19 protein-coding genes are annotated in these 25,925 nt (G+C 70.1%); 7 read left to right on the top strand and 12 right to left on the bottom strand.

Annotated features, from left to right (window positions below):
• Window positions 1-55 precede the first annotated feature (55 nt).
• The 4 genes from lexA to JMO03_RS03415 all read right to left on the bottom strand — a co-directional run bounded on the left by lexA (window position 56) and on the right by JMO03_RS03415 (window position 6,434).
• On the bottom strand, window positions 56-697 hold the full coding sequence (gene lexA / locus JMO03_RS03430) for a transcriptional repressor LexA (protein WP_202840235.1): 642 nt from the start codon (window positions 695-697) through the stop codon (window positions 56-58).
• A 146-nt stretch (window positions 698-843) separates the two neighbouring features.
• Window positions 844-2,526: an ABC1 kinase family protein gene (locus JMO03_RS03425; protein WP_202840597.1), complete on the bottom strand. Its 1,683-nt coding sequence runs from the start codon at window positions 2,524-2,526 to the stop codon at window positions 844-846.
• A gap of 31 nt (window positions 2,527-2,557) precedes the next feature.
• On the bottom strand, window positions 2,558-3,061 hold the full coding sequence (locus JMO03_RS03420; RefSeq protein WP_202840233.1) for a CinA family protein: 504 nt from the start codon (window positions 3,059-3,061) through the stop codon (window positions 2,558-2,560).
• Window positions 3,062-3,773: 712 nt separating this feature from the next.
• On the bottom strand, window positions 3,774-6,434 hold the full coding sequence (locus JMO03_RS03415; RefSeq protein WP_202840231.1) for a TonB-dependent receptor: 2,661 nt from the start codon (window positions 6,432-6,434) through the stop codon (window positions 3,774-3,776).
• Between the two features lie 424 nt (window positions 6,435-6,858).
• Between JMO03_RS03415 and mutS the strand changes: the two genes are divergently transcribed.
• From mutS to katG, 5 genes are all read left to right on the top strand, one after another.
• Complete coding sequence (mutS, locus tag JMO03_RS03410; RefSeq protein ID WP_238345881.1) at window positions 6,859-9,414, top strand: DNA mismatch repair protein MutS; 2,556 nt, start codon at window positions 6,859-6,861, stop codon at window positions 9,412-9,414.
• Window positions 9,415-9,464: 50 nt separating this feature from the next.
• Window positions 9,465-12,764, top strand: a complete 3,300-nt coding sequence (locus JMO03_RS03405; protein WP_202840227.1) for an AAA family ATPase — start codon at window positions 9,465-9,467, stop codon at window positions 12,762-12,764.
• Between the two features lie 60 nt (window positions 12,765-12,824).
• Window positions 12,825-13,460 carry a DUF937 domain-containing protein gene (locus JMO03_RS03400; protein ID WP_202840225.1) on the top strand — a complete coding sequence of 212 codons (636 nt, stop codon included), beginning with the start codon at window positions 12,825-12,827 and terminating at the stop codon, window positions 13,458-13,460.
• A gap of 106 nt (window positions 13,461-13,566) precedes the next feature.
• Window positions 13,567-14,772, top strand: coding sequence for a BaiN/RdsA family NAD(P)/FAD-dependent oxidoreductase (locus JMO03_RS03395; RefSeq protein WP_202840595.1), 1,206 nt, complete (start codon window positions 13,567-13,569; stop codon window positions 14,770-14,772).
• Window positions 14,773-14,925: 153 nt separating this feature from the next.
• On the top strand, window positions 14,926-17,181 hold the full coding sequence (gene katG, locus JMO03_RS03390; RefSeq protein ID WP_202840223.1) for a catalase/peroxidase HPI: 2,256 nt from the start codon (window positions 14,926-14,928) through the stop codon (window positions 17,179-17,181).
• A 67-nt stretch (window positions 17,182-17,248) separates the two neighbouring features.
• Here the strand turns inward: katG and JMO03_RS03385 are convergent, their stop codons facing one another.
• The 7 genes from JMO03_RS03385 to ffh all read right to left on the bottom strand — a co-directional run bounded on the left by JMO03_RS03385 (window position 17,249) and on the right by ffh (window position 22,947).
• Window positions 17,249-17,656: an RNA-binding S4 domain-containing protein gene (locus JMO03_RS03385; RefSeq protein ID WP_425491767.1), complete on the bottom strand. Its 408-nt coding sequence runs from the start codon at window positions 17,654-17,656 to the stop codon at window positions 17,249-17,251.
• Window positions 17,657-17,883: 227 nt separating this feature from the next.
• Window positions 17,884-18,303, bottom strand: coding sequence for a 50S ribosomal protein L19 (rplS, locus tag JMO03_RS03380; RefSeq protein WP_202840222.1), 420 nt, complete (start codon window positions 18,301-18,303; stop codon window positions 17,884-17,886).
• A 379-nt stretch (window positions 18,304-18,682) separates the two neighbouring features.
• Window positions 18,683-19,432 carry a tRNA (guanosine(37)-N1)-methyltransferase TrmD gene (gene trmD, locus JMO03_RS03375; protein WP_202840220.1) on the bottom strand — a complete coding sequence of 250 codons (750 nt, stop codon included), beginning with the start codon at window positions 19,430-19,432 and terminating at the stop codon, window positions 18,683-18,685.
• A gap of 246 nt (window positions 19,433-19,678) precedes the next feature.
• On the bottom strand, window positions 19,679-20,191 hold the full coding sequence (gene rimM / locus JMO03_RS03370) for a ribosome maturation factor RimM (RefSeq protein ID WP_202840218.1): 513 nt from the start codon (window positions 20,189-20,191) through the stop codon (window positions 19,679-19,681).
• A gap of 34 nt (window positions 20,192-20,225) precedes the next feature.
• On the bottom strand, window positions 20,226-20,486 hold the full coding sequence (rpsP, locus tag JMO03_RS03365; RefSeq protein WP_149104264.1) for a 30S ribosomal protein S16: 261 nt from the start codon (window positions 20,484-20,486) through the stop codon (window positions 20,226-20,228).
• Window positions 20,487-20,575: 89 nt separating this feature from the next.
• Window positions 20,576-21,382 carry an aminotransferase class IV family protein gene (locus tag JMO03_RS03360; RefSeq protein ID WP_202840216.1) on the bottom strand — a complete coding sequence of 269 codons (807 nt, stop codon included), beginning with the start codon at window positions 21,380-21,382 and terminating at the stop codon, window positions 20,576-20,578.
• 194 nt (window positions 21,383-21,576) lie between these two features.
• Complete coding sequence (ffh, locus tag JMO03_RS03355; protein ID WP_202840214.1) at window positions 21,577-22,947, bottom strand: signal recognition particle protein; 1,371 nt, start codon at window positions 22,945-22,947, stop codon at window positions 21,577-21,579.
• A 142-nt stretch (window positions 22,948-23,089) separates the two neighbouring features.
• On the opposite strand from ffh, the gene JMO03_RS03350 reads away from it, so the two are divergent.
• Window positions 23,090-23,878, top strand: a complete 789-nt coding sequence (locus JMO03_RS03350) for a cytochrome C assembly family protein (protein ID WP_202840212.1) — start codon at window positions 23,090-23,092, stop codon at window positions 23,876-23,878.
• A 24-nt stretch (window positions 23,879-23,902) separates the two neighbouring features.
• Here the strand turns inward: JMO03_RS03350 and JMO03_RS03345 are convergent, their stop codons facing one another.
• Entirely contained in the window at window positions 23,903-24,532 is a 630-nt protein-coding gene (locus tag JMO03_RS03345) for a hypothetical protein (protein WP_202840203.1), read from the bottom strand.
• 179 nt (window positions 24,533-24,711) lie between these two features.
• On the opposite strand from JMO03_RS03345, the gene JMO03_RS03340 reads away from it, so the two are divergent.
• Window positions 24,712-25,872 (top strand): PLP-dependent cysteine synthase family protein, encoded by a 1,161-nt coding sequence (locus tag JMO03_RS03340; RefSeq protein ID WP_202840201.1) that lies wholly within the window; start codon window positions 24,712-24,714, stop codon window positions 25,870-25,872.
• Window positions 25,873-25,925: the final 53 nt, after the last annotated feature.

The raw sequence follows: 25,925 nt of genomic DNA, 5'->3' as shown, positions 1-25,925 counted from the left end.
CGCCACGGATGCCGGGCGCCGCGGGTGGCGACTGTCGGAAAACTCCCCGCCAGGCTCACCGGTTCGGTCTCACCAGGCCGCAGTACAGGCCCTCGATGGCGAAGTCCTGGTCCGGCTGCACCTCGATCGGCGCGTAATCCGGATTGCGCGGCAACAGGCGGATGCGGTCCTTGCCGAGCTTGAGCAGCTTGACGGTGATCGCGTCGTCCACGCGCGCGACCACGATCTGGCCGCTGCGGGCATCGCCGGTGCGGTGCACGCCGATCAGGTCGCCGTCGAAGATGCCCTCGTCGATCATCGAGTCGCCCTTGACCTTGAGCAGATAGTCGGGCGAAGGCGAGAACAGCACCCGGTCGAGCACGACGTAGTCGTCCGAACCGATGTCGGCGCCGATCGGCAGGCCGGCAGCCACCTGGCCCAGCACCGGCAGGCGCAGCGCATCGTCGTTGCCGGCCGCCAGGTCGAACGCCTGCTGCGCCGACGGCACCGGCTGCAGCACGCGGATGCCGCGCGCACGCCCCGGCACGCGTTCGATGGCGCCGGCGGCCTCGAGCGCCTCGAGGTGGTACTGCGCGGCGCGCACCCCGCTGAAACCGAAAGCACGGGCGATCTCCGCCTGGGACGGCGGGACGCCTTCGGCTTCGATCCGCTCCGCGATCAGCGTGAGGATGGCTCGCTGGGTGTCGGTCAGCTTCATGGTTAGTAGTAATACTACTAACCTTTCCGGCGGTCAACCCTCGAAGGGGAGCCCGCGGCCGCCCGGCGGAAAGGATGTCGCCACGCCGCCTGGTGCAGCCGATTGGTCGACCGCGGCGGCGCCTGGCGGTGCCGCTGCAGCCGCCCCTAGCGCTTCCCGCCCCGCCAGATCGAGAACAGGACCCAGAGCCCGCCCAGCGCGGCTCCGACGAACCCGACGGTACCCAGCACGCGCAGCGCGCCGCTGGTCACGCCGCCGGCGCTGTTGAGCACGATCGAGGAGCCGACGATCAGCGCCGCGGTCACCACCCCCATCGTCAGCCGGCTGACCGCCCGGTCGACCTGGTCGCCGAAGGTCTTGAGCGCCTCGACCTCGACCTGCACCCGCAGCCTGCCGCGCCGCGCTGCCTGCAACAGGCGATGCAGGTCCTTGGGCATGTCCCGCACCAGGTCGAACACGCCCATCATCGTGCGCTTGCCGCGCCGCGCCAGCGCCGAGGGCAGGTAGCGCTGGAGCATCGCGCGTTCCAGGAACGGGCGCGCCTCGCCGGCCATGTCGAACCCGGGATCGAGCTGGCGTCCCATGCCTTCGAGCGTGAGGAACGCCTTGATCATCAGCGCGAGGTCGGGCGGCAGGGTGAGGCCGTGCTCGCGCAGGATCGCGGCGACGTCGGTGAGCATGGCGCCCATCCGCAGGTCCTTCAGCGGCACGCCACGGTACTGGTCGACGAAGCGGTCGACCGATTCCTGCAGGCGCGACTCGTCGATGTCGGGGCTGTCCCCGGTCCAGTCGACCAGCACGTCGGTGACCGACGCCGGATCCTGGTCCACCAGTCCATGCAACAGCTGCACGATCTGGTGGCGCCGTGGTTCGGAGACGCGCCCGACCATGCCGAAATCGATCACGCCGATCGCCCCGCCGGGCATGTAGAAGATGTTGCCCGGGTGCGGATCGGCGTGGAAGAAACCGTCCTCGAGCACCATCTTGAGCACGATGCCGGCACCGGTGCGCGCCAGTTGCACCCGGTCGAGGCCGGCGGCATCGACCGCGGCCAGGTCTCGGCCGGGAATGCCGTCGAGGCGTTCCTGCACGTTGAGCCGCTCGCAGGTCCAGGCCCAGTACACCGTGGGGATGACGATGTCCGCACGACCCTCGAAGTTGCGCGCGATGCGTTCGGCGTTGCGGCACTCGGCGGCGAAATCGAGTTCGCGCCGCAGCGAGGCGGCGAACTGGCGCAGCATGTCGGAGGGGTGGTAACGCCGCAGCTCCGGCATCTGCTTTTCGACGATCGTGGCCAGGTGCGCGAGCAGGCGCAGGTCGGCTTCGACCACGTCGCGGATGCCTGGCCGGCGCACCTTCAGCACCACCGGCGTGCCGTCGTGGAGTCGCGCGCGATGCGCCTGCGCCAGCGACGCGGCCGCCATCGGCACGTGTTCGAGCGCGGCGAAGACGGTTTCCGGATCGGCGCCGAGGTCCTCGGCGAGCTGCGGCCGGATGTCCTCGAACCCGACTGCCGGCACCGCGTTCTGCAGCTCGGACAGTTCCTCGATCCAGCGCGGCGGCAGCAGGTCGACGCGCGTGGCCAGTACCTGGCCCAGCTTGACGAAGGTGGGCCCCAGATCCTGCAGCGCGGCGCGCACGCGCTCGGGCACCTCGAGCTGCAGAAGGCCGTCTTCCGCGCCGCGCCAGTGCACCAGCCGCCCGGCGCGCTCGAGCGCGCCCGCCAGGCCGATGCGACGGACCATGTCGCCGAAGCCATAGCGCACCAGAACGGTGGCGATGTCCTGCAGGCGGCCGAGATCGCGGACGGTGCCGAGTGCTTCCCACATCACCCTGCCCTCCCTGCGGCGGCCATGACCGTCACGCCAGGGTAGCTTCGAGGCCGCGCAATGCGGCGGCCACCGTCTGGCGCCGCACCGCCTCACGGTCACCACCGAACTGGAACAGTTCGGCGCGCGCGTAGCCGCCGCGCCGTTTCCACGCGATCCACACCGTGCCGACCGGTTTGTCCGCACTGCCGCCGCCGGGCCCGGCGATGCCGGTCACCGCGACCGCGACGCTGGCGCCCGAGTGCACCAGCGCGCCGGACACCATCTCGATCGCGGTCTCGCGGCTGACCGCGCCGTGCACCTCCAGCGTCTGCGGCTGCACGCCCAGCATCGCCTGCTTGGCCTCGTAGCTGTAGACCGCCATGCCGCAGTCGAACCACTCCGAGGACCCGGCGATGTCGGTCACCACCTTGGCAATCCAGCCGCCGGTGCAGCTCTCGGCGGTGACCAGCATGTGGTGCGTGGCGCGCAGGCGTTCGCCGGTCTCGCTGGCGAGGCGGTGCAGGTCTTCGTCGCTGGGGATCGCGTTCGGCATTCGGGGTGCAAAGGGGAATCGTGCCGCCCTTTTTAACCCAATCCGCGGGATCGCGCTGCCGCTGCCACGCGCTAGCCCGCGCATTGGTATGCGGATGGACCCGACCTGGGCCGACAGTGTCTCAAGCGAGGCGTTGTCGTTCAGGCCAAAGAAAAAAAGGTTCTTCTCCCATGTGAGGGAGAAATGGTCCGCGATGGGGAAGTCCCTGTCAGGACTTCGGATGGACGCCGCGCCCCGGCGCCCGGGGATCGCTTTCCGCTCGGTCAGGGCATCGTGCCCTGACTCGCGCGCAAAACATCCATGTTTTTGCTTGCCGCGATCCCCGGGCGCCAGGACGCGGCTCACCGTTGCTTTGGCCGCGATGGCCCGGTGGCCTGGCCTTCGAAGCCACGCCAATGGTCGGCCGATGGGCGTTCCGGGTCGGGGGTTGCGGAAAGCAGCGCATGGATGCGCTGCGGCGGCGAGTCAGCCATGGGCGAGCGCGGACGTCTTGCGCGGCACAGCCGCGCGTCCGCGCGAACGCGCGGCGCGATGCGCCGAGCCGGACCGCGCAGCGGGCTGACCGGGCCGAGGAGCAATCCCCGCTCCGGGACGACCCCGGCCGCAAGCCCGTTACCATCTCCGAGAAAACTTCCACTTCCCACATTGCAGAAGATCCAAACAAAAGGCCCGCGCATCCGAAGATGCGCGGGCCCAGGCACGGCGACCGACCTCAGTAGCGGACGCGCAGCGTCACGCCGTACATCCGCGGCGCGGCGGGGAAGGCATTGAACGTGTTCAACGGATTGCCCGGATCCGGGAACAGGCCCTGCAGCGGCGCATCGAAGCCCACCTGCACGTACTCGGTGTCGGTGATGTTGGTGCCCCACAGTTCCACCATCCAGCGGTTGTCGCTGGCGCCGAAGCCGACCCTGGCGTTGACCACCGTGTACGACGACTGCGCCTTCTCCACGTCGAGGTCGGAGCCGGTGTTGTAGTCGCCCATGTACTTGGCGCCGATGTTGAAGCGGCCGACCAGATCGCTGCTGAAGTCCCATTCGTAGGTCACCGCCATCGAGCCCGACCACTCGGGCGCGAACGGCATGGTCGCGCCCGGCAGCTTGTAGAGCGCGCCGGAGGTGCTGAGCGGGGTGCGTTCGACGAAGTCGCCGCCGGGGATGTCGTCGCCGAAGGTGGTGTCGGCGTACATCAGGCCGCCCTGCAGCATCAGGCCGGTCACGGCCTGCGGCTGCCACAGGATCTCGGCATCGAGGCCCTTGGACGTGACCTTCGGAATCGAGCGCACCACGAAGCTGGTGCCGAGGAAGCTGTTGAGCTGGAAGTCCTCGTACTCCTGGTGGAACAGCGTCGCGTTCAGCAGCAGCGAGCCGCCGGCCCAGGTGGTCTTGGCGCCGAGCTCGTAGCTGTCGACGAACTCACCGGGGAACGAGGTATCGGCGACCGGGGTGATGCCGGCCCCGCTGGCCGAGTCGCCATCGGCGGACTGCACCCGGTCGAGGTTGAAGCCGCCGCCCTTGTAGCCGCGCGCGGCGGAGGCGTAGGTCATCACGTTCTCGTTCCAGCGGTAGGCGGCCTTCAGCGTGCCCGACCACTCCGTCTCCTCACTTTCCTGGTAGGTGCTGCGCCCGTTGTGCAGCGCGTTGGCCCAGGGCAGGCACATGTAGCCGGCGATCTGCGGGCCGGCCGAGGCCATGATCGCGTCCTGCACGGGACCCGGCAGCCCGGCGAACGCGGTGCTGCGCGAGGCCAGCGCCGCGCGCAGGCGGGCGTAGCGCGCGGGATTGAGCGGGTTCTGGTCGGTCAGCGCGCCGGTGCAGGCGAGGCTTCCGTTCGGATTGCTGTAGTCCGACGTCAGTTCCTTGTCCTCGCGGGTGTAGCGCAGGCCCAGGGTGAGGTCGAGCGCATCGGTGGCGTGCCAGGTGTTGTTGGTGAACAGCGCCAGGCTCTTCGCGTTCTGCTCGTAGCGGTCCAGCGCGCCGAGGCCGGTGAAGCCGGTGCCGTACGGCGTGCCGCCCACCTGCGACAGGAAGGCCGCCGGCGGAATCCCCAGCGGATTATCCAGCGGCACGCCGGCCGCGGCCAGGCTCTGACCGACCAGCGTGTACACCAGGGTGGACACGTAGGGTTCGTAATGCGCGCCGACGCGATAGCTCTCGTTGCGGGTGAGGTCCTCGTCGGAATAGAACATGCCGACCATCCAGTCCAGTCGGTCGGTCGCGCCGGTCAGCCGGAACTCCTGGCTGAAGGTCTCGAAGCCGGTGAACGACTCGTCCTCGGTGCCGTTGCGGTAGATCAGGTCGGCGGTGCTGAAGTCGTAGTCCAGGCCGTTGATCGCCTGCCATTCGCGCGCGGCGGTGATCGAGGTCAGGGTGGCGCCGCCGAGGCCGGACATGTCCCAGTTGATCTCGGCCGAAACGCCCTTGTCCTTGATGTCCTGGTCGGTCGGCCGGTTGCTGTAGGCGACGCGGTCGAACGGATCGTCGCCGGGCGCGGCGACGGCCTGCCCGCCCGCCAGCGCGTTGAGGATCGCGGCGGTCCCGCCGACGGTGGTCTGGACCGCGGTGCAGCAGTTCTCCTCGCGACTGGTGTAGTCGGCCGAGAGCAGGATGTCGAGCGTCTCGGCCGGTTCGAACAGCAGCTTGGCGCGGACGGTGTGGAAGTTCTGGTCGTAGTCCTCGTCCAGTGTGCGCGGGCCGTTGCCGGTTTCGACATCCATCCAGCCATCGCGCTTGCGCTTGGCGGCATAGACGCTGAAGGCCGCGGTATCGCTGAAGGCGTCATTGTAGGCGCCGGACACGCCCAGCGCACCGTAGTTGCCGGCGGTGATCTCGGCCTCGGCGCTCTGGGTGTAGCTCGGACGGCGGGTGACCACGTTGATCACGCCGGCGGAGGTGTTCTTGCCGAACACGGTGCCCTGCGGCCCCTTGAGCACCTCGATGCGTTCGAGCTGGCCGAGGTCGCCGAAGCCGACGCTGTTGCGCGGCCGGTAGACGCCGTCGATGACGATGCCGACCGAGGACTCCAGGCCGACGTTGTCGCCGACCGTGCCGATGCCGCGGATGCGGGCGGTGGTGATCGCCTCGTTCTGGGTGCTGGTCACGGTCAGGCCGGGCACCAGGATCTGCATGTCCTTGATGTCGCTCACGTTGTTGTCGCGCAGCAGCTGTTCGTCCAGCGCGGTGACCGAGATCGGCACGTCCTGCATCTGTTCTTCGCGCTTCTGCGCGGTGACCACCATGGTGGCGAGCGTCCGGGGCTCGTCCTCCGCGCCGGGCGCCGCCGCATCTTGGGCAGCCGCGGGTACGGCCATGGAAACGATCGCCGAGAACAGGGCGATGGCGAGAACACTGCGCTGCGGATGGCCTGACGCCATGGTATGTCCCCCAAGAAGAACCAAAAAGAAGTGGTTGATGTATCGACAGTCGAGCGTGCAACGGAGCGCGTTCCTGCGCCGCCTGCGGACGGCATCGGAACGCGGTGGCACGGGCCTGTGTGGGGGACTGGCCGGCGCCGCCGTGGACGTATGACAACGAAAACCTAACATACTTTCGGAACGTCTGTCCGCCCTCGTGAGCAGGGCGTCGCGCCGACCGGGACAGTCCGCGGCAGGGCACCTGCGGGCGGTTCGCGGGCGAGCCGAGCCGTCCACGCCCGGTTGGCTTTCGATGGCCAGCGCCGCAACCCGTCCGCGCCCTTCCCATACACTTTCCGTTCCCCATCGCCGAGGCAACTTCTTGCAGCGCCCCGAACCCGACCGCGCCGCCACCCCGGGCAAGGCGTCCGAACACACGCCGCTGATGAAGCAGTACTTCGCTGCCAAGGCGGAGCATCCGGACGTGCTGCTGTTCTTCCGGATGGGCGACTTCTACGAGCTGTTCCACGACGATGCCCGCAAGGCGGCGCGGCTGCTCGACATCACGCTGACCCAGCGCGGCAGTTCGGCGGGCCAGCCGATCCCGATGGCCGGCGTGCCGCACCATTCGGCAGAAGGTTACCTGGCGCGGCTGGTCGCGCTGGGCGAATCGGTGGCGATCTGCGAGCAGATCGGCGACCCGGCCGCCAGCAAGGGACTGGTCGAACGCAAGGTGGTGCGGATCGTCACCCCCGGCACGGTGACCGACGAGGCGCTGCTGAGCGAGCGGCGCGACACGCTGCTGCTGGCGGTCGCCCGCGGCAAGGCCGGCTATGGACTGGCCTGGGCGGATCTCGCCGGCGGCAGGTTCCTGGTCAACGAGGTGGCCGGCGAAGCGCAGCTCGAAGCCGAGCTCGCGCGCCTGGAGCCGGCCGAGGTGCTGCTGCCGGACGAGGAAGGCTGGCCCGGCTTCGTCGGCGAGCGCAGCGGCCTGCGGCGACGCGCGCCGTGGCTGTTCGATGCCGATGCCGGGCGCCGGCAGTTGCTGCGGTTCTTCAACCTGCACGATCTGACCGGGTTCGGCATCGAGGACCGGCCGCTGGCGATCGCCGCCGCGGGCGCCCTGCTCGGTTACGTCGAGGAAACCCAGAAGCAGCGCCTGCCGCATCTGGCATCGATCGCCGTGGAAAGCGGCGACGGCGCGATCGCGATGAACGCGGCCACCCGTCGCCACCTCGAACTCGACACCCGCGTCGACGGCGACACCCGCCACACCCTGCTCGGCGTGCTCGACACCACGGTCTCGCCGATGGGCGGACGCCTGCTGCGGCGCTGGCTGCATCGTCCCTTGCGCGAGCACGCGATCGTGCGCAAGCGCCACGCCGCGGTCGCGACGCTGATCGACCATCGCGGCGACGAGGCACTGCGCGAACGCTTCCGCGCGCTCGGCGACCTCGAACGCATCCTTTCGCGCATCGCGCTGCGTTCGGCACGGCCGCGCGACCTGTCCACCCTGCGCGACGGCCTGGCGATGCTGCCGGCGCTGCGCGAGGCGCTGGCCCCGCTGGATTCGCCGCGCCTGCGCGAACTGTCCGACGAACTCGGCGAACACGCGGCCGAGGCGACCCTGCTGGCGCAGGCGCTGGTGGAGCAGCCACCGGTACTGGCGCGCGACGGCGGCGTGTTCGCCGACGGCCACGACGGCGAACTCGACGAACTGCGCCAGCTCAGCAGCAACGCCGACGGCTTCCTGGTCGAACTCGAGGCGCGCGAGAAGCAGGCCACCGGCATCGCCACGCTGAAGGTCGGCTACAACCGCGTCCACGGCTACTTCATCGAGATCAGCAAGGGCCAGTCGTCGAAGGCGCCCGCGCACTACACCCGGCGACAGACGCTCACCGGCGCCGAACGCTACATCACCGAGGAGCTCAAGCAGTTCGAGGACAAGGTGCTGTCGGCGCGCGAACGCGCGCTGGCGCGCGAGCGGCTGCTCTACGAACATCTGCTCGACGCGCTCGGCGAACGCCTCGAACCGCTGCGCCGCTGCGCCGCCGCGCTCAGCGAGCTCGACGTGCTCGCGGCCTTCGCCGAACGCGCGCAGGCGCTGGACTGGTCGCGCCCGGAACTGTCCGCCGAGCCCGGCATCCGCATCGAACGCGGCCGCCACCCGGTGGTGGAGGCGGTGCGCGACGAACCGTTCGAGCCCAACGACCTGGTGCTGGGCGACGAGCGTCGGATGCTGGTGATCACCGGCCCGAACATGGGCGGCAAGAGCACCTACATGCGCCAGAACGCGCTGATCGTGCTGCTCGCGCACATCGGCAGCTTCGTGCCGGCGGCGAGCGCGACGATCGGCCCGATCGACCGCATCCTCACCCGCATCGGCGCCGGCGACGACCTGGCGAAGGGGCAGTCGACCTTCATGGTCGAGATGGCCGAGACCAGCTACATCCTGCACCATGCCAGCGAGCAGTCGCTGGTGCTGATGGACGAGATCGGACGCGGCACCTCGACCTACGACGGCCTGGCGCTGGCCGAGGGCTGCGCGCGCCACCTGGCCCAGCGCAACCGCAGCTACACGCTGTTCGCCACCCACTACTTCGAACTGACCGCGCTCGCCGGACCCGGCAGCGGCATCGCCAACGTGCACCTGGACGCGGTGGAGCACCACGACGGCCAGGGCAACGACACCCTGGTGTTCATGCACGCGGTGAAGGACGGCCCGGCCAACCGCAGCTTCGGCCTGCAGGTGGCCGCGCTCGCCGGCCTGCCCAGGGCCGTGATCCGCGATGCGCGCGCGCGCCTGGCCGAACTGGAACGGCGCAGCCACGACGCGCCGGCCCCGGCACCGATGTCGGCCGAGCGCATCGACCAGCCGCAGCAGTTCGGCCTGTTCGCCGCATCCTCGGCCGCGCTGGAAGCGCTGGCCTCGCTCGATCCCGACGAGCTCACGCCGAAACAGGCGCTCGAGGCGCTGTACCGGCTCAAGGCGCTGTCGTGAGCCGGGGCCGCCTCGTCTAGACTTGCGGGCGGGCCAAGCGGGGAACATCCATGGAGTTTCTGCTCTTCGCCGCCGGCGTGTCCGCCGGGGCGTTGGCCGTGTTCGCGTGGTCGCGACACGCGCGCTTCGCGACCACCTCCACACCTTCTGCGGAGCCCACGTCCGGCGAGGCGACGACTGCGGATCCGGCCACCGCACAGGCCTCGGCGGAACACCGGCTGCAGGCGCTCAAGCAGGCGGTCGAAGCCAGGGACGACGCCATCCAGCGCCCCGCCGACCTGCAGCAGCAGCCGGGGTTCGACGAGGGCGCGGCGTTGCTCGCAGGCCCGGCTTTCGGCGCCGCACGCGTGCTCGAATGCCTCACCAGCCAGGGCTACGTGCTGCCGTCGATGGCCGGCGCCGCCCTGCGCCAGCGCGACGATATCGATCCGAGCGCGGTCGCTGCCGCCGTCCCGCAACTGGGCGCCTATGCCCTGCATTTCGTCCTCGACTACCTGCAGACGCTGCCGGATGCGGCCACCCTGCCCGAGGTCGCGATGGCCGCGCGCGAATGGTGGTGGGACTACGGCGGCATCCGCGACGACATCCGCCGCTACCTGCGCCATGCGTCCACGCTGCCATCCGGCGACGCGACGCCGGCCGCACCCGCGGATGCCGACGAGTCGCGCCTGGAGGAGATCAGGGCCACGCTCGAGCGCTTCCGCGAACCGGTCCTGCAGCCGTCGATCGATGCGATCGCCGCCGCGCTCGCCGGACTGCGCGAGCGGCGCGTGCTCGGCGGCATCGGCCGGCTCGGTGCGCGCGCGGCTTCGGCGCCCCGGTTCGGTCACGATGCGTTGCACGATGCGATCGACGAACTGCACGAACGCCTGGCCGAACCCGCACCTCGACCGCAACTGCTGGTCGGGGAACCCGGTACCGGCAAGTCCGCCCTGCTCGACCTGCTGTGCGCGCGCCTGCAAGACGAAGGCTGGCTGGTGTTCGAAGCCTCGGCCGCCGACGTGCTGGCCGGGCAGAAGTACATCGGAGAGCTCGAGGGACGGCTGCGCGAGATGCTCGGCGCCCTGCAGCGCCCGCGCGCGCTGTGGCGCGTACCGGACTTCTTCGACCTGCTGCACAAGGGCAGCCATTCCAACGACCCGCGGGGCATCCTCGACCTGGTGCTGCCCGCGGTCGAACGCGGCGAGCTGCTGCTGGTCGGCGAGCTGACCCCACAGCAGCAGGCGCGCCTGCTGCTCTCCCGTCCCACGGTGGCACGGCTGTTCGACCTGCACCTGCTGTCGCCCCCCGGCGAGGCGGCGCTGGCGGACATCGCCGGCCAGTGGGCGCAGGCGGCGCGCGAACGCTGCGGTCAGGACGCGATCCATGCCGGCGCGCTGACCGAAGCGCTGCGCATCGCCGCGCAGTACTTTCCCGACCAGTTCGAACCCGGACGCAGCCTGCGCCTGCTCGACGACGCGCTCGCGCTCGCGCGCCAGCACGAACCGCCCGCCCTGCCGATCGACGGCAACACGCTGCTGCTCGCCGTGGGCCAGCGCAGCGGCTTGCCGATGGACGTGGTCGACCAGCGCCAGCGGCTTTCGCTCGACGGGCTGCGCGACGTCTTCCGCAGACGCGTCGTCGGCCAGGACGAGGCGATCGAGTGCCTCGTCGACCGCATCGCGATGCTCAAGGCCGGCCTGACCGACAGCCGCCGCCCGATCGGCGTGTTCCTGTTCGCCGGCCCGACCGGCACCGGCAAGACCGAACTGGCCAAGACGCTGGGCGAACTGCTGTTCGGCAGCGACGAGCGGCTGCTGCGGCTGGACATGAGCGAGTTCCAGTCGCCCGATTCGGCCTACCGCCTGATCGCCGGCGGTCGCGACGCGGACGGTGCGCGCTCGCTGGTGTCGCGGATCCGCGAGCAGCCGTTCTCGGTGGTGCTGCTCGACGAGTTCGAGAAGGCGCATCCCAACGTCTGGGACCTGTTCCTGCAAGTGTTCGACGACGGCCGGCTCAGCGACCAGCACGGCAACACCGCCGATTTCCGCCACAGCATCATCATCCTCACCAGCAACGTCGGCTCGACGATCGCCCGCGGCGCCGGGCCGGGCTTCACCGCCAGCGCCGGCGGCTATTCGCGCAGCGTGGTGGAAAAGGCACTGTACGAAACCTTCCGCCGCGAGTTCCTCAACCGGCTCGACCGCGTGGTGCTGTTCCGCCCGCTCGACCGCGCGGCCATGCGCGGCATCCTGCACAAGGAACTGGCGCGCGCGCTCGAGCGCCGCGGCCTGCGCAGCCGCGACTGGGCGGTGGAATGGGAACCCTCCGCGATCGAGTTCCTGCTCGACCGCGGCTTCACCCCGGACCTCGGCGCGCGGCCGCTGCGCCGCGCGATCGAGGATCACCTGCTGGCGCCGCTGGCGCGCAGCATCGTCGAACATCGCGCACCCGAGGGCGGGCAATTCCTGTTCGTGCGCGGCGCGGGCGACCGCCTGGACGTGGAGTTCATCGATCCGGACGCGCCTGCCGGCGAGGCGCCCGCGCCCGCATCGGGCGCCGACCTGCGGGCGCTGGTCGACGCGGCCCAGGACGCGCCGCTCCCCGCCGCCGCGCTGGAACCGGCCCTGCTGGCGCTGTCGGCACGCATCGAGGACACCGCCTGGAGCGAGGCGCGCGACGCGGATTTCGCCGCAATGAACGATGCCGGCTTCTGGACCGACCCCGGCCGCTTCCGGATCCTCGACCGCATCGAGCGCCGCGACCGCATCGAAAGCGCGCTCGGCGGCGCGGCGCGCATGTTCGAGCGGCTGCGCCGCGGCGCCGACCGCACGCTGTCGGCCCGGCTGGCGCAGTTGCTGTTCCTGCTGGAGATCGCGATCGCGGACCTCGCGCAGGGGCGGCCCCAGGACGCCGAACTCGTTCTGAGCGCCAGCGAAGCGGAGCTCACGCGTCGCGCCGCGGACGTCCGGCAATGGTGGCAGCGCCTGCTGGGCATGTACCTGGGCTGGAGCGAGCGGCGCGGCATGCAGGTCGAACTCGTCGAGCAGGATGCGCAGCGCTGCCGTGCGCGGCTGTCGGTTTCCGGCTTCGGCGCATTCCACCTGCTCGCAGCGGAAGCCGGCCTGCACGTGCTGGAGATCGACGACGAACGCGGCGCGACCGAGCGCCTGTCGGTGCAGGTCGTGGTGTCGCCCACCCGCCCGGACGGCGCGGATGCGGAACCGGACGATCCATCGTCCGCGGCCGCGCCGCCGATCTGCCGACGCTACCGCGGCGAGCCTTCGCCACTGGTGCGCGATACCCGCCGCGGCTGGCGCAGCGGCCGGCTGGATCGCGTGCTCGCGGGCGACTTCGACATCATGCGCTAGTGCCGGCACCGGAGCGCTACAGTAGTCGTCCGCGCCGCCCATCCTCACCGTGGACAGACCATGGCCAGCCCATTGACCGACCAGTTGTTCGAGCAGCTCGGCGGCGCACCGCTGCAGCGGATCTCCAGCCAGCTCGGCGTGGGCCAGGCGCAGACCGCCGGCGCGATCAGCGCGGCGCTGCCGCTGCTGCTCGGCGCGCTCGGCCGCAACGCCAGCCAGCCGCAGGGCGCGGAGGCGCTGTACGGGGCGCTGCAGAAGGATTTCGCCGGCGCCGGCGACCTCGACGGACTGCTCGGCGCGGTGCTCGGCGGCGCGCAGTCGCGACAGACCAATGGTGCAGGCATCCTCGACCACGTGTTCGACGGGCGACAGCCACGCGCCGAGGCCGGTCTCGGTCAGGCGACCGGGCTGGGCGGCGACAAGGCCGGGCAATTGATGAAGATCCTCGCGCCGATCGTACTCGCATTCCTCGCGCGGCAGATGTTCCAGAACAAGGGCGCGGGTACGCTGGCGGAGAGCGACCCCAGCGCGCAACTGCTCGGTTCGATCCTCGGCCAGGAGCAGCAGCAGGTCCGCCAGCAAGGGGGGCTGAGCGGCGGCCTGCTCGGCGCGGTCCTCGACCAGGATGGCGATGGGCAGTTCGGCCTGGGCGACATCCTGAAGATCGGCGGCGGGTCGCTGGGGGACAAGCGCTGACCCGGTTGCGTTCCCTTTCTGCACGACGGACACGGCGGGCAGGGCCCGCCGTGTTCGCGTCCGGCGCTCGCATGCGACGCGCCTGCGGTGGCCGGGGTGCCGCATGATGCACGAGCACGCACCGCCTTCCACGCCCGAAGCCGACGTCGTCGTCCTCGGCGCCGGCGCCGCCGGGCTGATGTGCGCGATCACCGCGGGTGGACGCGGGCGGCGCGTGCTGGTGCTGGACCATGCCAACAAGGTCGGCAAGAAGATCCTGATGTCCGGCGGCGGACGCTGCAACTTCACCAATACCGGCACCACGCCGGAGAACTTCCTCTCGGCCAATCCGCATTTCTGCAAGTCCGCCCTCGCCCGCTACACGCCGGCGGACTTCATCGCGATGGTCGAGCGCCACCGCATCGCCTGGCACGAGAAGGAGCTGGGGCAGCTGTTCTGCGACGACTCGTCGAAGCAGATCGTGCGCATGCTGCTCGAGGAAGCCGCGTCGGTCGGCGTCGACGTGCGCACCCACTGCAGCGTCGACACGATCGAGCGCCCCGACGACGGCCCCTTTCGCCTGCAGACCACGCTGGGCACGATCGAGTGCGGGTCCCTGGTGGTCGCCACCGGTGGCCTGTCGATCCCGAGCATGGGCGCGACCGGCTTCGGCCATGAGCTCGCACGGAGCTTCGGCCACGCGCTGCTGCCGACGCGCGCGGGACTGGTGCCGCTGACCTTGAGCGGCAAGCACCTCGAGCGTCTGCAGGACCTGTCGGGCGTCGCGTTCGAGGTGCAAGCGCATTGCGATGGCGCGAGCTTCCGCAACGGACTGCTGCTCACCCATCGCGGGGTCAGCGGACCGGCGATCCTGCAGATCTCCTCGTACTGGCAGCCGGGCGATGAGCTGCGGCTCGACCTGCTGCCCGGCCACGACCTCCCCGCCTGGCTGGCCGCACAGCAGCGCGACCGCCCCGCCACCGAGCTGCGCACGGTGCTGGGCGACGTGCTGCCGCGCCGCTTCGCGCAGCGCCTGTGCGAGGTCTGGCTGCCGAGCCGGCCGATGCGGCAGTACACCCCGGCGCAGTTGCGCCAGGTCGCCGACGTGCTCGGCGCCTGGCCGCTCGTGGCCAGCGGCACCGAAGGTTACCGGACCGCCGAAGTGACGCTCGGTGGCGTCGACACGGCGGGGCTCTCCTCGACCACCATGATGTCGAGGCATGTGCCCGGCCTGTTTTTCATCGGCGAAGTGGTGGACGTGACCGGCTGGCTCGGCGGCTACAACTTCCAGTGGGCCTGGGCGTCGGGCCACGCGGCTGGCCTGGCCGCCTGAGCGGGCCGCTGCACGCATCGATTGATGCACTGCATCAGAGCCGATCGCGATAGCTTGAGGCTATGCGTGCCTTCGCTTAATTCGATTTCATCTATTCATCACGGGGGCGTAGGGTGGTGTTCCTGAATCATCCGCCGAAGGAGCGCTCCAGCGATGTCCAGCGAAGCCAAGTGCCCGATCCATCACGCCACCGCCGGAGGCGGCACCAGCAACCGCGACTGGTGGCCGCAGCAACTGCGGCTCGACTTGCTGAACCAGCATTCGACCCGCTCCAATCCCCTCGGTGAAGGCTTCGATTACGCCGAAGCGTTCGACAAGCTCGACTACCATGCGCTGAAGAAGGACCTGCGCGAGCTGATGACCGACTCGCAGGACTGGTGGCCGGCCGACTTCGGCCATTACGGCGGCCTGTTCGTGCGCATGGCCTGGCACAGCGCCGGCACCTACCGCATCGGCGACGGACGCGGCGGCGGCGGCCGCGGTCAGCAGCGCTTCGCGCCGCTCAACAGCTGGCCCGACAACGTCAGCCTCGACAAGGCGCGGCGGTTGCTGTGGCCGATCAAGCGCAAGTACGGCCAGGCCATTTCCTGGGCCGACCTGATGATCCTCACCGGCAACGTGGCGCTGGAGACGATGGGGTTCCGCACCTTCGGCTTCGGCGCGGGGCGCGAGGACACCTGGGAACCCGACCTCGACGTGTACTGGGGCCGCGAGACCACCTGGCTCGGTGGCGACGTGCGCTATGCGCACGGTTCGGAGGGCGTCGAGAAGCCGGCCGACGAAGGCGTGCTGGTCTCCGACGACGATGCCGATGGCGACGTGCACTCGCGCAAGCTGGAGAACCCGCTGGCCGCGGTGCAGATGGGCCTGATCTACGTCAACCCCGAAGGCCCCGACGGCAATCCCGATCCGCTGCTCGCCGCCAAGGACATCCGCGACACCTTCGCCCGCATGGCGATGGACGACGAGGAAACCGTTGCCCTGATCGCCGGCGGCCACAGCTTCGGCAAGACCCACGGCGCCGGTCCGGCCGACAATGTCGGTGCGGAACCGGAAGCGGCCGAGATCGAGATGCAGGGCCTGGGCTGGTTCAATCGCTACGGCAGCGGCAAGGGCGGCGACACCATCACCTCCGGCCTCGAGGTCACCTGGACCCAGACCCCGGCGCTGTGGAGCAACAAGTTCTTCGAGAACCTGTTCGGCTTCGAATGGGAACTGGAGAAGTCGCCGGCCGGCGCCCACCAGTGGGTCGCCAAGGACGCGCCCGATGACATCCCCGACGCGCACGATCCCTCGAAGAAGCATCGTCCGCGCATGCTCACCACCGACCTGTCGCTGCGCTTCGATCCGATCTACGGACCGATCTCGAAACGCTTCCTGGAGAACCCGCAGGCGTTCGCCGAGGCCTTCGCCCGCGCCTGGTTCAAGCTGACCCATCGCGACATGGGGCCGCGCTCGCGCTACCTCGGCCCGGAAGTGCCGAAGGAGGAACTGGTCTGGCAGGATCCGGTGCCCGCGGTCGACCATCCGCTGGTGGACGCGGCCGGCATCGATGCTTTGAAGCGCAAGATCGTCGATTCCGGACTGTCGGTCGCCGAACTGGTCTCCACCGCTTGGGCCTCGGCCTCGACCTTCCGTAGTGGCGACAAGCGCGGCGGCGCGAATGGCGCGCGCATCCGCCTGGCGCCCCAGAAGGACTGGGAAGTGAACCGGCCCGCCCAGCTGGCGAAAGCGCTCAAGGCGCTCGAACGCATCCAGATGGAATTCAACCTGGACGCGGGCGGCGGCACGAAGATCTCGCTGGCCGACCTGATCGTGCTGGCTGGCGGGGTGGGCGTCGAGCAGGCGGCGAAGGCCGCGGGCTTCGAGGTTGCCGTGCCGTTCCGTCCCGGCCGCACCGACGCGCGCCAGGACCAGACCGATGTCGAATCGTTCGCGGTGATGGAACCGTTCGCCGACGGCTTCCGCAACTACGCCAAGGGCCGTTCGGCGGTGCCGGCCGAGCATCTGCTCGTGGACCGCGCGCAGTTGCTGACCCTGACCGCGCCGGAGATGACCGCCCTGGTCGGCGGCCTGCGCGTGCTCGGCGCCAACCACGACGGTGGCGCGCATGGCGTGTTCACGGACCGGCCCGGCACGCTGAGCAACGACTTCTTCCGCAACCTGCTCGACATGGGCACGCAATGGCAGGCGACGTCGAAGGCCGCCGACCTGTTCGAGGGGCGCGACCGCAGCAGCGGCGAGAAGAAGTGGACGGGCACCCGGGTGGACCTCGTGTTCGGTTCCAACTCGGTATTGCGTGCCCTGGCCGAGGTGTACGCGAGCGACGACGGCCAGGAGAAGTTCGTGCGCGACTTCGTCGCGGCCTGGACCCGGGTGATGGAGCTGGACCGCTTCGACCTCGCTTGAGGCGCAGGCGTCACGAAACGCGGAAACGCCGGCCACGTGCCGGCGTTTTCCTTCCCGTGTCCCGCGGCTAGCTCGCGTCGATGTCGCCGAGCGCGCGGATCAGGCGCCGTGCACGCTTGTCCGGCTTCTTCTCCGGCGGGCGGTAGCCGTTGCGTCCGGCGCGCGCCAGTTCACGGGCGGACTCGCGCCGCGCGCGCGAGTCCTCCGATTCCGAGTACAGACCCTGCGCCACCGGTGCCGGCCCGCGTATGTCCGACAGTCCGCACACTTCGATCTCGAAAGTCTCGCCGGACCGCTCGATCCGCATCGTCTCGCCCACGCGCACGGCCCTCGCGGGCTTGGCGCGCTGGCCATCGACCTCGACCTTGCCGGTATCCACCGCCTGCCGGGCCAGCGCGCGCGTCCGGTAGAAGCGCGCCGCCCACAGCCAGACGTCGAGGCGGATACGCTGCCCGGGATCGTGCATGGATGTCATGGCCGTCGATTGTAGCGGGCGCGATGCGCGCTCCGGCCACGCCACGGAGACCGCGAAACCGCCCGGATACGCCCAGCAGGGCCGGGGCAATGCCCGCCCGGCATCAACGGCGCCGGCAGCGATGTCCGCGACCTCCGCTTGCGTCCCTACCTACGCGGGCATCCGATTCACCACCAACGCAAACGGCCGCCCTGCGGCGGCCGTCGCGGGACAGCGCGGGCGCAGCCTTACTCGGCGGCTTCCGCAGCGGCGGCCGCGGCCGCGGCCTTCGCCTTGGCGTGCGCGGACAGGTCTTCCTTGATGCGCGCCTTCTTGCCTTCCAGGCCGCGCAGGTAGTACAGCTTGCCGGCGCGCACCGCGCCGCGGCGCTTCACGTCGACCGAGTCGATGGTGGCGCTGTGGGTCTGGAACACGCGCTCGACGCCGTAGCCGTGCGAGATCTTGCGCACGGTGAACGAGGAGTTCAGGCCGGCGTTCTTCTTGCCGATCACCACGCCCTCGTAGGCCTGGATGCGCTCGCGGTTGCCTTCCTTGACCTTGACGTTGACGACGACGGTGTCGCCCGGGCCGAAGTCGGGAAGCTTGCGCTGCACCTGTTCGCTCTCGAACTGCTGCAGCAGGGTGTTCAGGGACGGCTTGGTGGTCATGGCGGTATCTCGGCGGAGCCTGTTGGAGTCGTTGTAGGCGTGGTGCACGTGGACGCACGCTCTTGGCATGTGCCTGCTCAGGGCAGGTCAGCCGCGCATGATAGCGGGAAACTGCCCCCTCGGCCACCGCCCCCGGGCGCCCCGGCAGGCCAGCGCATTGCACACCCCGCCCCCTCCCCGACCCGTAGCCCGGGTAAGCGCAGCGCACCCGGGGGGCTCCCCAACGCCTGCCCGTGCCCGTGCCCGAGCCCATCCCACCGCCAAGGGTCCTTGGCCCCGCCGCCGCGGCCCGGATGTCCCCGGTTCCGACGCCCCGCTCCCGTTCCAGGCCGCCCGCCACGGCCGCACGCGGAGCGGGACGCTGGGTCGGCTCCAGAAGTCAGCCCGCCTCGTCCCCGGTTCCATCCTGCGCTTCGAGCCATCGTGCCTCCTCCGCGCTCAGGCCGGCAGCGGCCAGCAGGTCCGGGCGCCGCTCGCGCGTGCGCAGCAGCGCCTGGCGACGACGCCAGCGGGCGATCTCGGCGTGATTGCCCGACAGCAGCACCTCCGGCACCGCACCCAGCGCGTGCTCGACCGGTCGCGTGTAGTGCGGGCAATCGAGCAGGCCGTCGCCTTCGAAGCTGTCCTGCACGGCCGAACCGGCGTCGTTGAGCACGCCTTCCTGCAGTCGCGCGACTGCGTCCACGACCACTGCAGCGGCCAGTTCGCCGCCCGACAGCACGTAGTCGCCGATCGAGAGCTCCTCGTCGACCTCGGCGGCGAGCAGCCGTTCGTCGACGCCCTCGTAGCGTCCGCACAGCAGGATGATCCTGGATTGCCCCGCGAGCTCGCGTACCCGTGCCTGGGTCAGCGCCCGCCCCTGCGGGCTCAGGTAGACGACCCGGCCCCGGATCGGGTCTGCGGCACGCGCGGCATCGATCGCCGCGCGCAGCGGATCGATCAGCATCACCATCCCCGGGCCGCCGCCGAACGGGCGGTCGTCGACCCGCCGGTAGTTGCCCTGCGCGTAGTCGCGCGGATTCCAGCCATGGATCGACAGCAGCCCGCGCTCCTGCGCGCGCCCGACCACGCCGAAGCCGGCGCACAGGGCGACGAACTCGGGGAACAGGCTGATGATGTCGATGCGCATTGGGGACCGGGATTGGGGACTGGGGATTGGGGATTGGGGATGACCGGCGTGCGACACGTCGTGAAGCGCTTCTGGATTAGGCAATGGACAGCCCGAGACCTTGTCATCCTGAGCACAGCGAGGGATCTCCACGGTGACCGTCCCGCCGCTGGCCGCCATGGCGTGACGCATTCCGTCGATATCCCGTCAACGATCGGGGCGCGGAGCCGACCTCACCGCACCGACGATGAATACCCGGCGATCGGGTCAGAAGTCCGCATCCCAGTCGACGGTCACCACGCCGGCTTCGAAATCCACCGATACCACGTAGTCCGGCTCGACGAACGGGATCATCCGCTCGCGCTCGCCCCGCGCGACCAGCACATCGTTCGCGCCGGTGGAGAACAGGTGCGACACCGTACCGAAATCGACGCCTTCGGCATTCACCACGCGCAGGCCTTCGAGATCGACCCAGTAGTACTCGCCCGGCCCGGGCGGCGGCAGCGCCGCGCGCGGCACCAGGATCTCGCCGCCGCGCATCGCCTCGGCGGCATCGCGGTCCTCGATGCCCGGCAGCCGCATCACGATGCCCTTGGCGGTGCTGCGTCCGTGGGCGCCTTCCAGTTCGCGCTCGCCCCCCTGCGCGTCGCGCAGGATCCATGGGCGGTAGCGGAAGATCGCTTCCGGCGGATCGCTGAAGGATTCGAGTTTCAGTTCGCCACGCACGCCGAACGCGCCGTGGATCCTGCCCATGAGGATACGGCGCGTCGGTTCGTTCATCGTGTCGCTGGCCACGCGATCGCGCGGCCGCGCGTCAGGCGGCCGGAGCGGCGGCCTTGGCGGCTTCGCGGTACAGGTTGCGGACCTTGTCGGTCAGCTGCGCGCCCTGCGAGACCCAGTGGTCGACGCGCGCGGTGTCCAGCACGATGCGCTGCTCGGCGCCCTGGGCGACGGGGTTGTAGTAACCCACGCGCTCGATGTTGCGGCCGTCGCGCGCGCTGCGCGAGTCGGTGACGATGATGTGGTAGAAGGGGCGCTTCTTCGCGCCGCCGCGGGTGAGGCGGATCTTGACCATGGTGCGTTCCCGGTATTGCCCAGTCGCCAGGATGGCGAGGTAAGCCGGATATTGTAAGCCATTGATCGGGGGTGCGAAACCCACCCGCCCTACCGCGGGCCCAGCGGCTGCCAGCGCTGGGTGGCCCGGGCGGCCGTCAGCCGCTCCATCAGCTGTGGATCGGGCCGCAGCGCGGTGTCGTCGATGCCCGCGATGGGCCAGATGCCGGTGGCGTTGGCCGCGAAGGCGGTCCGCAGGCCGCCCAGGGCGCGAGCCTCCACCGGCATGTGGCGCTGGGCCACGCCGACCTCCGCCAGCCCCAGTTGCAGCAGCCGCTCTTCGGTGCCGCGCAGGGCCTCGGCCTGCGGCCAGATGACTTGCGCGCCGTCCCAGAAGCCGATGTTCCAGACCGAGCCCTCGCTGATCCGGCCCTTCGGGTCGACGAACAGCGCATCGTCGAAGCCGTCGCGCCGCGCCTGCCGCCGCGACTGGAACAGGGGGAAGGTGCCGACGTGCTTGATCTGCGGCAGCGGGCGCTGGAACGGGAAGGTCTTCACCCAGGCCGGCTTCGGGTCGGCCTCGCGCGGCGCCGTGAGCGAGACCAGCACGTCGACCGGCACGACGGCGTCCGGCCGGGTGTAGTCGAAGGCGCGCGAGAACACGGTGACCCGCACGCTGGCATCGTCCACGCCGTCGGCATCGAGCGCGGCGAGGATGGCGGCGAGGAGGCGCTCGTCCTCGATCCTCGTGTCGAACAGCTCGCGGGTCGCCGCCTTCAACCGCTGCAGGTGCAGGTCGAGGCCGCGCACCGCGCGTCCGCGCACCTGCATCGAGGTGAAGTGGCCGTAGTTGGCCAAGGCCAGGGGCTGCAGTTCGGCGGCGGCGGCGGGCTGGCCATCAAGGAAGGCTCGGGTCATGGGTTCACTCCAGAGCGTGTCGCCGGCGCGAGCCCGGAAGCTGCCATCCCGAGCCCGGCGAGGGATCCTGTTTCCGATGGCCACGGGGCAAGATCCCTCGCTGCGCTCGGGATGACATCTCGCGCCCGGATGACATCTCGAGCCCGGATGATATTCGGACACGCCAGGAGACGCGAAACGCCATCCGGATGTGATCAGCGAAACGGCATCCGCCCCATGCCGCCCATCATGCCCTGCAGGCCGCGCATCATGCCCTTCATGCCGCCGCGGGCCATCTTGCCCATCATCTTTTCCATCTGCTGGTACTGCTTCATCAGCTTGTTGACGTCGGACGGGTGGGTGCCGGAACCGGCGGCGATGCGCGCACGGCGCGAGCCGTTGAGCAGGGCCGGGTTGCGCCGTTCCTTCTTCGTCATCGAACTGATGATCGCGATCATGCGCGGTACCTCCCTGCCCTGCGAGACCTGCTGCTTGAGGTGTTCGGGCACCTGGCCCAGTCCCGGCAGCTTCTCCATCAGGCTGCCGATGCCGCCCATGCTCTGCATCTGCTCGAGCTGGTCGCGCATGTCGTTGAGGTCGAACTTCTTGCCCTTGGCGACCTTCTCGGCCAGCTTCTGCGCCTTGTCCTTGTCGACCTGCTGCTCGACCTGCTCGACCAGCGACAGCACGTCGCCCATGTCGAGGATGCGGCTGGCGACGCGATCGGGATGGAACACGTCGAGGCCGTCGGACTTCTCGCTGGTACCGATGAACTTGATCGGTTTGCCGGTGATGTAGCGCACCGAGAGCGCGGCGCCGCCGCGGGCGTCGCCGTCGGTCTTGGTGAGCACCACGCCGGTGAGCGGCAGGGCCTCGCCGAAGGCCTTCGCGGTGTTGGCCGCGTCCTGGCCGGTCATCGAGTCGACCACGAACAGCGTCTCGACCGGATCGACCGCGGCGTGCAGCGCCTTGATCTCGGTCATCATCGCCTCGTCGATGGCCAGGCGACCGGCGGTATCGACGATCAGCACGTCGGCGAACGACTTGCGCGCATCGGCGATCGCGGCGCGCACGATCTCTTCAGGCTTCTGTCCCGCGTCGGAGGGGAAGAACAGCACTCCGGTCTGGGTGGCCAGCGTCCTGAGCTGCTCGATCGCGGCCGGACGATAGACGTCGGCGCTGACCACCAACACCTTCTTCTTGCGCTTGTCCTTGAGCAGCCTGGCCAGCTTGCCCACGGTGGTGGTCTTGCCCGCGCCCTGCAGGCCGGCCATCAGGATCACCGCCGGCGCGGGCACGTTGAGGTTGAGCTCGCTCGCCTGCGCGCCCATCACCGCGGTCAGTTCGTCGCGGACGACCTTGATCAGGGCCTGGCCGGGGGTCAGCGAGCGGAGCACTTCCTGCCCGACCGCGCGCACCTTGATCCGCTCGACCAGGGCCTGTACCACCGGCAGGGCGACGTCGGCCTCGAGCAGCGCGATGCGGACCTCGCGGGTGGCCTCGCGGATGTTCTCCTCGGTCAGCCGACCCCGGCCGCGCAGGCGCTCGATGGTGCCGGACAGGCGCTGGGTGAGCGATTCGAACATGGGAAAACACCGGTGCGGAGCGGCTCGCGATTATAGCGGGCGGTCCGCCGTGTCCCGCGTGGTCGAAGCGGGCAGGCCGACGCGCTCCTGCCCGGCGTCGGGCGGACGCCCCGCGCGCGCAGCCGTGTGCGACACTTTCCCGATGTCAATCGTTCTCATTGCCGCGGCGTTGTATCTGCTGGCAGCCTGGCTGGTCGTGCGCCGCCTGCTGGCCGACGGTGGCGCCGGCGCCGGCTTCTGGCTGCTGACCGCGGTGAGCGCGGTGGCGCTGCATGGACTGTTCCACTACCTGTGCTGGCGCCACGGCGGCGGTTTCGACCTGCACTTCTTCGCCGCGCTGTCCCTGGTCGGCCTCGGCATGGCGGCGCTGACCAGCGCCTATGCCGCCACCGGCCGGCTCGGCGCGCTGGGCGTGCTGGTCTATCCGATCGCGGCCGCGGCCCTGGTCGGCTACGCGTTCGCGGGCCCGCACGTGGCCAGGGATCTGGACTGGCGGCTGGAACTGCACGCCTGGCTGGCGTTGCTGGCCTACGCGTCGCTGGCGATCGCGGCACTGCTGGCGATCATGCTCTGGCTGCAGGAGCGCGCCCTGCGCCGCCACGAGTTCCGCGGCTGGGTGCGGGTCCTGCCGCCGCTGACCGAACTGGAGACGCTGCTGTTCCGCACGATCGCGGTGGGCTTCGTCCTGCTCACCGCGACCCTGCTGACCGGGATGCTGTTCGTCCAGGACTTCTTCGCCCAGCGGCTGTCGCACAAGACCGTGCTCAGCCTGATGTCGTGGCTGGTGTTCGGTGCCCTGCTGTTCGGCCGCTGGCGCTACGGCTGGCGCGGCGCGAAGGCGGTACGCTGGACGTTGACGGCGATGGCGCTGCTGGTGCTGGCGTTCTTCGGCAGCAAGTTCGTCTACGAGCTGGTGCTGCGCCGCCCCTAGGCCCGATGACGCACCCGCCCCCCGTCAAGGCTGCGACGGTGGGCGGAGCGAAATCGCGGGCATGTCGAGCCCGGCGACCTCGTCGATCCAGCGCGACCGGTTCTGCCTGAGTTCCTCGCCGAGGAAACGGCGCGCCTCCTCGTGGCCATAGGCGCGCCGGCTGATACCGAACAGCAGTACGCCCTCCGGCAGGGCCTGGTAGCGGTAGGCATTCCACTCGACCACGAGGTCGCCTTGCGCATCCGGCGCCGACAGCACGAAATCCAGCAGCGCGGCGGAGCCGTCCTGCTTGACGACGAGGTCGTGGTTGACCAGCGGATCGGCCTGCTTGCGTGCCTTGAGTTCCGCGATCTTCGCCGCCGCGAGCTGGGCCGGAGTCGCGTCCACGGCCAGCAGGTCGAGCACCAGCATCTGCCGGTAACGATCGAGCGTCTGCCCGGCCGGCAGGTATTCCTGCTTGTAGAAATCCGGCGTGGGATGGCTGCTCCACGCGAAGTGGTACCCCTGGCCATCCAGCCGCAGCGGACCGGGGACGGAAAGCCGCTCCACCGGTTCGGCCGACCGGGCCACCACGGGCGCCCCGGCCACCAGCATCAGCACCAGCGCCAGCCAGCATCCCCCGGCGCGCGCAGGACGCGCGATTCCCTTCGACATGCGTGCAATCTCCGTTTGCGTGACCGGTCCAGTGTGCCGGCTGCCACCGGTGCGCACAAGCAGTGGCCATGCATCTTCCGCCCCCTTCCGGCGTCGGCGAACGCACCAGCCCGCCGACGCCAGCGGGACCTGCGGGAATCGGCGAAAATGCGCTTTCCCCATGCGTCGCGCGGCCTGCCATGCCCTTCATCGAAGACTCCTGCCGTATCGCCTGCACGCGCCAGCACGCCTGGACGGCCGCGGCGATCCGCCGGATCGAGGCGGATTTCAACCGCTCCGCCGATACCCACCTGATCCCGCTGGCGCTGCCGGGGTTCCCCGGCATCGACATCTACTTCAAGGACGAATCGAGCCATCCCACCGGCAGCCTCAAGCACCGGCTGGCGCGATCGCTGTTCCTGTACGCGCTGGCCAACGGCTGGCTGCATGCGGGCAGCACCGTGGTGGAGGCCTCCAGCGGTTCGACCGCGGTGTCGGAAGCGTATTTCGCGCGGTTGCTGGGCCTGCCGTTCGTCGCGGTGATGCCGGCCTCGACCTCGCCGGAAAAGATCGCCGCGATCGAGTTCCACGGCGGACGCTGCCACCTGGTCCGCAACGCCTGCGACATCGCGGCCGAGTCGGAGCGGCTTTCGCGCGACGCAGGCGGTCATTTCATGGACCAGTTCACCTACGCCGAGCGCGCCACCGACTGGCGCGCCAACAACAACATCGCCGAGTCGATCTTCCGGCAGATGGAGCAGGAGCCGCACCCGGTGCCGGCGTGGATCGTGTGCAGTGCGGGCACCGGCGGCACCAGCGCCACCATCGGTCGCTACGCGCGCTACCGCGGCCTGGCCACGCGCGTGTTGTGCGTCGATCCGGAATACTCCGCCTTCCACGCGCACTATGCCGCGCTGTCGCAGGGTCGGCCGCCACCGGAGGCCACGATGCCCGCGTCGCGCATCGAAGGCATCGGCCGTCCCACCGTCGAACGCAGCTTCATTCCCGGCTGCGTCGACGCCATGGTCAAGGTGCCCGACGCGCTCAGCCTCGCGGCCATGCGCTACATCAACGCACGCCTGGGGCGGCGGGTCGGCGGCTCCACCGGCAGCAACTTCGTCGGCGTGCTGCGGCTCGCGCAGGCGATGCGCGCGCGCGGCGAGCAGGGCTCGATCGTCACCATCCTCTGCGACGGCGGCGAGCGTTACGTACACAGCTACTACGACGCGGAGTGGTACGCCACGCAGGGCATCGATATCGACGACGCCGACCGCGTGATCGCGCTTTCCGCCGACGGCGATGGCGGGCTGCCCGACCTGGCGCCGGTGTCGCGGCACGTCGGCGGCGCGTCCGACCGATAGCGGCTGCGCGCGGATCCACGCTTGCGGAGGCAACTTGCGGAGGCGCCAGGAAC

Origin of the sequence: Luteimonas saliphila (assembly GCF_016774335.1) — a bacterium.
In the GTDB taxonomy this organism is placed as follows: Bacteria; Pseudomonadota; Gammaproteobacteria; order Xanthomonadales; family Xanthomonadaceae; genus Luteimonas; species Luteimonas saliphila.
This window is presented reverse-complemented; position numbering and strand designations above follow the sequence as displayed.